Source organism: Exiguobacterium sp. s145, from assembly GCF_018618835.1.
GTDB lineage: Bacteria > Bacillota > Bacilli > Exiguobacteriales > Exiguobacteriaceae > Exiguobacterium_A > Exiguobacterium_A artemiae.
This window is the reverse complement of sequence record NZ_JACSMV010000022.1, coordinates 43,288-51,958: the sequence shown is the minus strand read 5'-3', so window position 1 is coordinate 51,958 and position 8,671 is coordinate 43,288. Positions and strand designations below refer to the sequence as shown.

At 46.9% G+C, this 8,671-nt stretch carries 8 protein-coding genes and 1 riboswitch; of the genes, 3 read left to right on the top strand and 5 right to left on the bottom strand.

Annotated features, from left to right (window positions below):
* Positions 1 to 131: 131 nt before the first annotated feature.
* Together KNQ07_RS16150 and KNQ07_RS13800 are read right to left on the bottom strand one after the other, a co-directional pair.
* Positions 132 to 374: a M20/M25/M40 family metallo-hydrolase gene (locus KNQ07_RS16150; protein WP_251139557.1), complete on the bottom strand. Its 243-nt coding sequence runs from the start codon at positions 372 to 374 to the stop codon at positions 132 to 134.
* A 537-nt stretch (positions 375 to 911) separates the two neighbouring features.
* The gene (locus KNQ07_RS13800) at positions 912 to 1,733 is read right to left on the bottom strand and encodes an SDR family oxidoreductase (protein WP_214767282.1); all 822 of its coding nucleotides are present in this window, start codon (positions 1,731 to 1,733) and stop codon (positions 912 to 914) included.
* 147 nt (positions 1,734 to 1,880) lie between these two features.
* Between KNQ07_RS13800 and KNQ07_RS13795 the strand changes: the two genes are divergently transcribed.
* Positions 1,881 to 2,753 carry a hypothetical protein gene (locus KNQ07_RS13795; protein ID WP_214767280.1) on the top strand — a complete coding sequence of 291 codons (873 nt, stop codon included), beginning with the start codon at positions 1,881 to 1,883 and terminating at the stop codon, positions 2,751 to 2,753.
* Between the two features lie 83 nt (positions 2,754 to 2,836).
* Positions 2,837 to 4,702, top strand: a complete 1,866-nt coding sequence (htpG, locus tag KNQ07_RS13790) for a molecular chaperone HtpG (RefSeq protein ID WP_214767278.1) — start codon at positions 2,837 to 2,839, stop codon at positions 4,700 to 4,702.
* Between the two features lie 80 nt (positions 4,703 to 4,782).
* On the opposite strand, the gene KNQ07_RS13785 is transcribed toward htpG, so the two are convergent.
* The 3 genes from KNQ07_RS13785 to KNQ07_RS13775 all read right to left on the bottom strand — a co-directional run bounded on the left by KNQ07_RS13785 (position 4,783) and on the right by KNQ07_RS13775 (position 7,936).
* The gene (locus KNQ07_RS13785; RefSeq protein WP_214767276.1) at positions 4,783 to 6,366 is read right to left on the bottom strand and encodes a Na+/H+ antiporter NhaC family protein; all 1,584 of its coding nucleotides are present in this window, start codon (positions 6,364 to 6,366) and stop codon (positions 4,783 to 4,785) included.
* A gap of 105 nt (positions 6,367 to 6,471) precedes the next feature.
* A riboswitch (Lysine riboswitch) is annotated at positions 6,472 to 6,647 on the bottom strand.
* 68 nt (positions 6,648 to 6,715) lie between these two features.
* The gene (locus KNQ07_RS13780) at positions 6,716 to 7,456 is read right to left on the bottom strand and encodes a uracil-DNA glycosylase family protein (RefSeq protein WP_214767274.1); all 741 of its coding nucleotides are present in this window, start codon (positions 7,454 to 7,456) and stop codon (positions 6,716 to 6,718) included.
* Positions 7,457 to 7,603: 147 nt separating this feature from the next.
* Positions 7,604 to 7,936, bottom strand: coding sequence for a heme oxygenase (locus KNQ07_RS13775; protein ID WP_114596726.1), 333 nt, complete (start codon positions 7,934 to 7,936; stop codon positions 7,604 to 7,606).
* 85 nt (positions 7,937 to 8,021) lie between these two features.
* On the opposite strand from KNQ07_RS13775, the gene KNQ07_RS13770 reads away from it, so the two are divergent.
* Positions 8,022 to 8,654 (top strand): methyltransferase, encoded by a 633-nt coding sequence (locus tag KNQ07_RS13770; RefSeq protein WP_114596725.1) that lies wholly within the window; start codon positions 8,022 to 8,024, stop codon positions 8,652 to 8,654.
* Positions 8,655 to 8,671: the final 17 nt, after the last annotated feature.

Below are 8,671 nucleotides of genomic sequence, written 5' to 3'. Positions count from 1 at the left end.
TCGAGATATCAACGCAAGTATCAACTTGTTGCTGTTAGCAGACTGAAACCCCTTCAGGGTGGGAACCACCCGATGAGCTTGGTCAATAATCGTAGCTCGTAAAAGTACGGTCTTCCCAAGAAGCTCCCACTTCAATTTGCGAAGCAAATAAGTGGTGAGTAGTTCACTTCGATCATCATACTGACCATCGCCATGACACCGGACTTCATGTCAGAAGCACCGCGTCCGTAGATCCGTGCGTCCTCGATGACACCGCCGAACGGATCTTTTGTCCATTCACTGATTTTAACCGGGACCGTATCGAGGTGACCGGAGAAGCCGATTTTTTCGGATGAACGGCAGCAGCACCGGCCTCGAGCGTGGCGACAAGACAAATCCGTTTCGGAGAGACTTCAATCCAGTCTGTCTGGATACCGTGAGAGGTCAGCAACTCATAGACATAGGTTGCGACGTTCTCTTCCCCGTCGAGTGGATTGGTGCTTGGAATTTGTAAACAGCGTTGCAAGTAAGTAATCGGTTCTGTCAACATAATTTCTCCTCCTTTACTTTCCTGTTCCCGTTTCCAGGTAGTTGCGTGAGGTAAACGAATCTCCAAAATATTTAAAAGAACTGAATTTCTTAAACTTCAATCGTTTGAAAATGAACAAAAAAGGGGCTGACTTAAAAAAGAAACACTCATTCTTTAACGCTCTTTCCTCAGGCGAGACATAAGCCAGTTTCCCTGCCTGAATCAGGCAGGAAAGCGGGTCTTGTTTGTCTCTGACAGCGCAAAATTGCGCTTTTCCTGTAAGAGTCGCGTGAAAGAGTGTTTCTTTTTTAACGCGAAAAGGGTGGCAGATTTCAATTCTGCCACCCTTCTCTTTGTAGAATCTGACTTTTGAGTCAGCCCCTGAACAGAAAACCGTAGCCGTTTATTCCGCGTCTGTTTTCCATTTATCGTCGATTAACATTTCACCCGGCCACGTATAGGCCATAATGCCGCCGTCGGCCGTAATGTCTTCGCCGGTGACGTAAGAGCTGTCATCTGACGCAAGGAACAGAGCGACCGTCGCCATCTCACGCGGTTTCCCGAGACGGCCGAGCGGTGTAATCCAGGCGTTGGCGTCGCGGAACTGTTTGCCTTGTTCTTCTTCTTTTCCACCGACGAGTGTATCGATGAGCGGTGTTTCAATCGTCCCTGGAGAAAGCGAGTTGACACGGATGCCGTCGCGGGCATAATCAATCGCCATCGCCCGTGTGAAGTTGGCAATGCCGCCTTTTGCGGCATTGTAGCCGGAACGATTCAAGTCGGCTGCACGTCCCGACATCGATGACGTATTGATGATTGATCCGCCGTTCTTCAGCATCAATGGAATGACGAATTTACTCGTTAAGAATGTCCCGCGTAAATCGACGGCGATGATTTGATCAAACAGTTCGATCGGATATTCATGGACTTTCCCGCCTTGTTGGTCAATCCCGGCATTGTTGAACAGGACGTCGACCGTTCCATATGTAGACTCTAGATGGTCGGCAAGTTGTTTGACGCTGTCGACTTGTGAGACATCGACATGAACGGCTTCTGCGTTTCCGCCGGCTTTCTTAATTTTTTCGACCGTTACTTGTGCTTTTTCAAGATCAACGTCCGCGCAGACGACAGTCGCACCCTGTTCGGCAAAGACGAGTGCCGTTGCCTGACCGATTCCTGTGGCTGAGCCGGTAATGACGGCTACTTTGTTTTCAAGTCGTTTCATAAAAAATCTCCTCCTAAAAAAATAATGTCCGTTGTTGTGCTTCACCTTATGAAACATTCCCTGCGTCCATCGTGCTAAACCCATCAAACTGTCTAACGTTTTGGAGGAAAGGGAACAACTCAAACAGGAAAGCGCAACAGGAAGGGAATGAGAACGCTGACATCCGGACAGTTAAAACGAGCAAAAAAACTCTTAACGGAAGCCGTTCAGCATCAGATCGAGTTGAAGAATGGACGGATGAAAGAAGAACTGATTGAGGGAACGACACCGGTCTTATGGTTTGGTGATGCGACTAAAAAAGGCTGGTTGACGGTGGCGACGAATCCATCCGCCGGACAGTTTTTAAAAAAGGATGGAACGCTGCGGTTTGACTCGACGGGACCGTTCTTTTTACTGGATCCGGGCATGTCTTTAGAGACATATCTAACCGATGACAATCTGGAACAAAGCATCCGTAAGTTTAATGACTATTTTAAACAAAAAGATATCTACAAAACCTGGTTCGGAAAAGAACAGGGTGGAAAACTGGAAGGATTCTTAAACGGACTGGGTGCGTCCCTGTACGATTCCTCTCTCCAGTCCGTCATCCATACCGATTTCTTTCCGTTCCCGACGAAACGGTATATGGGGACGATTTCGATGCGGCATGAACTGGAGCAATCCGTTTTTGGACAAACCTTTTTCATGAAACTACTTCCGCTGTTTTCCCTGCACGGCATCATTTTACTCGGTCGGGAACATACGGACCGGTTTCGGAAACTGGATTCAAGTACCGTCTGGGAAGATCCCGTTCCTTTACCCGATTATCCGGATGCCGTCGTTGAATTCGGGTATTCGGTTGGACTTGATTTGCCTGTCATCGGACTTCATTTTAAACCGGGCGAACAATTCCTTGGTCTCGGTAGCCGTGTCGATGAAAATGGGCGGAGTCATGGGTCGTACGGCTCGACGAACGGGCTGCGGGAGATCGGACAACATGTCCGCGAAAAACTCGAGGCATTCTATGAGGCAGAGGATTGACAGTCGTTTTCGTATCCGTAATAATGGAAATGAATTAGCACTCTTGTTGATAGAGTGCTAAAAACAAACAGGAGGTATCGAAAATGGAAACGAAACAATTTAAAGCCGAATCGAAACGATTGCTCGAAATGATGATTCATTCCATCTACACGCATAAGGAAATTTTTTTACGTGAGTTGATTTCGAATGCCAGTGACGCCATGGATAAGATTTATTATAAAGCGTTGACGGACGAGACGATCACGTTCGACAAGGATGCCTATAAAATTACGATTGAACCGAATAAAGAAACACGTCAGCTGATTTTGCGCGATACGGGAATCGGGATGACAAAAGACGAGCTCGAAGAAAACCTCGGAACGATTGCCAAAAGCGGATCGCTCGCTTTTAAAGCGGAAAATGAGTCAAAAGACGGCCATGACATCATCGGACAGTTTGGTGTCGGTTTTTATTCCGCATTTATGGTTGCAGATACGGTGACGGTCGTGACGAAACCGTTTGGCAGTGACGTCGCCTACAAGTGGGAGTCACGCGGAGTCGACGGCTATACGATCGAAGAGGTCGAAAAAGAGGCAGTCGGAACAGAGATTACGTTGCACATCAAAGCGAACGAAGAAGAAGAGAACTACGATGAATACCTAGAACCGTACCGCCTCCGGAGCATCATCAAGAAATACTCCGACTTCATCCGCTATCCGATTGAGATGGAGGAGACGGAACAGCGTCCGGTCGAGGGATCAGATGAAACAGAGTCAGTGACGGTCATGAAGACGGTCAATAGTATGGTACCGATCTGGCGCAAGAACAAACGGGAGCTGACGGATGAAGATTACCGCAACTTCTATCAGGAAAAACGATACGGATTTGACGCACCGATCAAACACATTCATATCAGTGCCGACGGGGCCGTCCGTTATCAGTCCATTTTGTTCATTCCGGAGCAACCGTCATTTGATTATTATTCGAAAGAGTTCGAGAAAGGACTCGAACTGTATGCGAACGGCGTTCTGATCATGGAAAAATGCAGTGATCTCTTACCGGATCACTTCAGCTTCGTCAAAGGAATGGTCGATTCGGAAGATTTATCGCTCAACATCTCGCGTGAAATGTTGCAACACGACCGGCAGTTAAAATTGATTGCGAAGAACATCCAAAGCAAAATCAAGACACAGCTCGAAGCATTGCTGCGTGACGACCGCGAAAAATACGAGACGTTTTACCAAGCATTCGGTCGTCAGCTGAAGTTCGGCATCTACAACGATTACGGCATGCAAAAAGATACGGTGAAAGATCTTGTTCTGTTCCATTCGGCCAAGGAGAAAAAACTGGTGACGCTCGCCGAATACGTTGCTGCGATGCCGGAAGATCAGAAGTACATCTATTACGCGTCAGGTGAAAGTACGGACCGGCTGGATAAGTTGCCGCAATCCGAGCTCGTGAAAGACAAAGGATTTGATATCCTGTACTTCACGGAAGAAATCGATGAGTTTGCGATTCAAATGCTCCTTAACTATGACGGAAAAGAATTCAAGTCCGTCATGAGCAGTGATCTCGGGATTGAACAGACGGAGCAGGCGGAAACGACGGAAACACAAGCCGAGATGTTTAAAGCGATGCAGGAAGTACTCGCAGGACACGTCAAAGAAGTCAAAGCTTCGACCCGACTAAAATCACATCCGGTCTGTTTCGCGACGGATGGTGCAGTATCGATCGAGATGGAGAAAATCCTCAAAGCGATGCCGAACAACCAGGATGTCGCAGCGGTCAAAATCCTGGAGTTGAATACATCACATGACGTCTTCCAGGCGATTGAGACAGCGTATACAGAAGACCGTTCGAAATTTGAACGGTACACGAAGCTGATGTATCAACAGGCGTTGTTGATGGAAGGGTTGCCGATTGAAGATCCGGTTGCCTTTGCAAATGAAGTCTGCGCCTTGATGATCTGACATAAAAAGATCGTATAAAGAAAGCCGGACCCGATGAATTCATCAGGTCCGGCTTTTTTGGATGGCTTGTTTACTTCGTCTTACTCCGAGCGAAGTTGCGACGGCACTTCACCGCGGCGTGACAGAACATTCAACATGACGAGGAAAATCACGAAGGCGACGAGTGCACCGAGGAAGCCGAATACGGATGAACCGGTGACACCAAGAATGAGGTAACCGACAGCGGATACTGCTGCGCCGATCAACGCGTACGGTAGCTGTGTCGTGACATGGTCAATATGATGTGAACCGGCACCGGTCGAACTGAGAATCGTCGTATCGGAAATCGGTGAACAGTGGTCACCGAAAACGGATCCGGCAAGAACAGCTGCAAGTGTCGGTAACAATAGACTTGGATCGACTGCCATGATCAAATCGGCTCCGATCGGTAACATGATCCCGAACGTTCCCCAACTCGTTCCGGTTGAGAACGCCATGACACTGGCAATCAAGAACAATAAGAACGGCAGGTAAGAAGCAGGAATCGATTTGCTGACGAAACTGGCTAAATAATCCCCGGTTTTCATATCGCCGATAACTGCGATGATCGTCCAGGCGAACAACAGAATGACGACAGCGGGCCACATCGATTTTAGCCCTGCCCAGATGCTGATACGGTAATCACGTGCCGGAATTTTTCGACCGATCAGCATCAGGAACGCAACGATTAAACTGATGACGACACCGGAAACAAGGGAACGTGTCACGTCCGTCGCTTCAAAAGCACCGATTAATGTAAAGGATCGGCCGTCCGCCGCAAGGGCTTGTGCACCTGTCCAAAGGAGTGCTGTGACAGTCGCGATGACTAGGACGATGATCGGAACAACCAGATCGCGGACTTTTCCGCCGTCGTGTTCCTTGACTTCTTCCGCCATTCCCATCGGTGTCCCTTTGTTGGAATCAAACAATTCGCCTTGTAAAGCCCGCAACTCGTGCGTCCGCATCGGTCCGACAGCAATTCCCGTATAGGCAATGTAGAGCGTCAGTAACAAAGCAAAGATAGCATAAAAGTTCAATGGCACAATCATCATGAAGGCACTGAACGCCGAGTAATCCGTAATCGAATGCGTCGTTAAAATACCGGCAATGATTGAGATGATGAAGGCACCCCAACTCGATAACGGACTGATGACACAGACCGGTGCAGCGGTCGAGTCGATGATATACGCCAGCTTCGCACGTGAGACGCCACGACGGTCCGTTAACGGACGACTGACGTTTCCGACAGCAAGACTGTTGAAGTAATCATCGATGAAAATCAAAATCCCTAACCCGAAAGCAGCGAGTCTTGCACCACGTGCCGTCTTGACATGCGTCGTCGCCCATTCACCGAAGGCATGGGCACCGCCGGATGTTTGAATCAGTGTCGACAAGACACCGAGTAATAGTAAGAAAACAAGTAATAAGACATTCCATTCATTTAACGCACTGTCTGCCCAAAACAGGCTGAAGATGTTTTTCCCGAGATAAACTGCAGTATCCAACGGATTGAAGCTGTGAAGCAGCAAGGCACCAATCAAAATCCCGACACCGAGTGAGATGACGACTTTGCGTGTAACGATCGCTAAAACGATGGCGACAAGTGCTGGTACGAGTGCGACGATAGAATCTGAATAATTGACCATGGTTGTGGTTTCTCCTCCTTTTTTAGAAGATGAGACCCGTTGCACAGAAAAAAGCAAGGGCACCGGCAACAAAGCCGACACCCTTGCTGGATGCGTCTTTCTTAGCCGAATTGGAGTGCTCCATACAATACGCGTATGGCAATCGAACGGGTCTTTCCCGGTTCGACCAGCATCGTCATGTCTGACACATGACGATACTTCGGCGGTCTCACCTTTCTTCGATCGTCTTCGTTGTCATCCTCAGATCAAATACTCATCAAGACCGCGCCTCTACCTCATCGATAAAATAGTCATATTCTTTTCATAATAAAATTTTATCGCATTCCAAAAAAAAAATTAAGGATGTTTGTTAGGTATTGAAATAAGAATTCAATTGCTTCATCAAATAGTCTTTATTTTCTTCAAACTGTCGCTTCCGATGTCCGTTTGCTCCGGAAGGATGGGGGAAACCGAACAAAACGGTATGTTTTTTGATTCGTCCCTGATGAAGCAATGTCCGGACCGTCGATTCGACGACGCGTCCGAACGGGACCAAAATGACAGGGTCGGGTAACTGATTTAATTCCGCCGCAAAATGCTCATAAGCGTAATGTTGCAACAGTGGTGTCCGGTCAATCTTCGGTTGATGTCCCGTATAATTTTTATCCCGGTAAAAAACAGGATGTCTCAGAATCGAAGTCATGTGTAACAGTTCCTGATTTGTATGAAATAACGTGGCGGTTGAAGAAATATTCAGCAGATGATGCAGTTCCAGTTCGTCTAACATCGTTGTCAAATTACGGCGCATCGGACCGGCAAAACTGGCACTGTATTTGACGATTTTCGATGTTTCTTCGATTGTCGCGCCATGATGGAAGGCATCAGCCGCTTCTTCATAAGCAATTCGCATCTGTTCGAATCCGGGAGTAATCCCGATGAAAACGACTTTCGCGGAAGGATTGATGTATTCGCCGATCGGTGAATAATAAACGGATAAATCCTGTTCCTGTTGTAATAAAAAACTGTCCACACACAAATCCTGGCGAGTCAGAGGCCGATCAATCGGTAAAGACCGGATGGCCTGTTCAAAAATCGATAATGAATTCAGCATAATAAATCCTCTCTCTTTCTGTATGGGATTTATGATAACAAATAATGGTATTACATACAATTTAAACCCATATCAATATAGTGAGGGGTCTCTTGAGAATAAAAAAACCTTGCGACCAAATTGGAGGCAAGGCGGTTCTGACATGAATTATAAAGAAGTCCGTTCTTTGACAGAAGCGACTTCATACGTGATGATTTCACTGCCGAGCATCGGCGATTCTTCCTGTTTTCCGTCTGTTGGTTCCGGACGTTTATGAGAAGCTTTAAAGTCATCGCTGTTGCGCCAGGCTTCAAAATGCTTCATGTCTTCCCAGTACATGTTGACATTCATTTCATCATGTTCTTCGAGTCCTTGCGTCAAGAGTACTTCAACACGAACAAATCCTTCCATCGTATCAAGACCGCTTGGACGGGTGAAACGTGGTGCCATTGCGGCTGCCATTCCTTTTTTGACTTTAATCCGATTCGTAACGACGATCATTGGATTATCCCCCTTATAGAATGAAATGTGTACATTCATAGTATAGTACGATGAAACCAATAATGCTTGAAAGAAGGAATCAATTATGAATGAAAAAGAGTACGAAGAACGGTTGCGCATCGAGACGATTGATGTTCAGCATCTTTACAATGCGTTCAGCCATTACAATCGCTATGAACCGACGCCTTATGCAGCGCTGGAAGAGTTATGTGCCGTCTATCCTTTCGATTACACGGATACGGTCATTGATTTCGGCTGCGGGAAAGGTCGGTTGAACTTTTATCTGCATGACCGGTTTGATTGTTCCGTCATCGGTGTTGAGATGAACGGACAGTTTTATGAAGACGCTTTGAGGAATCAAGCGGCTTACATGAAAAAAATGAAGCGACGTCAGGGCAGCATCCGTTTTGAACATACGTATGCGGAAAGCTATCCGATTCCGGATGATGTCACGAAATGTTACTTCTTTAATCCGTTTTCCGTCCAGATTTTCATGAAGGTGGTCGATCAAATCTTGGCATCCGTTGAACGACGTCCCCGTCCGCTGGATTTAATTTTGTATTATCCGGCAGACGAATACCGGTATTATTTAGAACATCAGACGATTTTCGAACAGGTGGAAGAAGTCCGTCTGAAAGAACTTTTCGAAAAAAATCACGACGAACGGTTCGTGATTTATCGGGTGGATCTGTCCCAAGAAGTACCAAAACGGGTATAAGGTACTAACGGCAATCA

Excerpts from the sequence above, each read along its gene's own strand:
- KNQ07_RS13800 (WP_214767282.1), bottom strand. The coding sequence starts at position 1,733 with ATGAAACGACTTGAAAACAAAGTAGCCGTCATTACCGGCTCAGCCACA.
- KNQ07_RS13795 (WP_214767280.1), top strand. The coding sequence starts at position 1,881 with ATGAGAACGCTGACATCCGGACAGTTAAAACGAGCAAAAAAACTCTTA.
- htpG (WP_214767278.1), top strand. The coding sequence starts at position 2,837 with ATGGAAACGAAACAATTTAAAGCCGAATCGAAACGATTGCTCGAAATG.
- KNQ07_RS13785 (WP_214767276.1), bottom strand. The coding sequence starts at position 6,366 with ATGGTCAATTATTCAGATTCTATCGTCGCACTCGTACCAGCACTTGTC.
- KNQ07_RS13780 (WP_214767274.1), bottom strand. The coding sequence starts at position 7,456 with ATGCTGAATTCATTATCGATTTTTGAACAGGCCATCCGGTCTTTACCG.
- KNQ07_RS13775 (WP_114596726.1), bottom strand. The coding sequence starts at position 7,936 with ATGATCGTCGTTACGAATCGGATTAAAGTCAAAAAAGGAATGGCAGCC.
- KNQ07_RS13770 (WP_114596725.1), top strand. The coding sequence starts at position 8,022 with ATGAATGAAAAAGAGTACGAAGAACGGTTGCGCATCGAGACGATTGAT.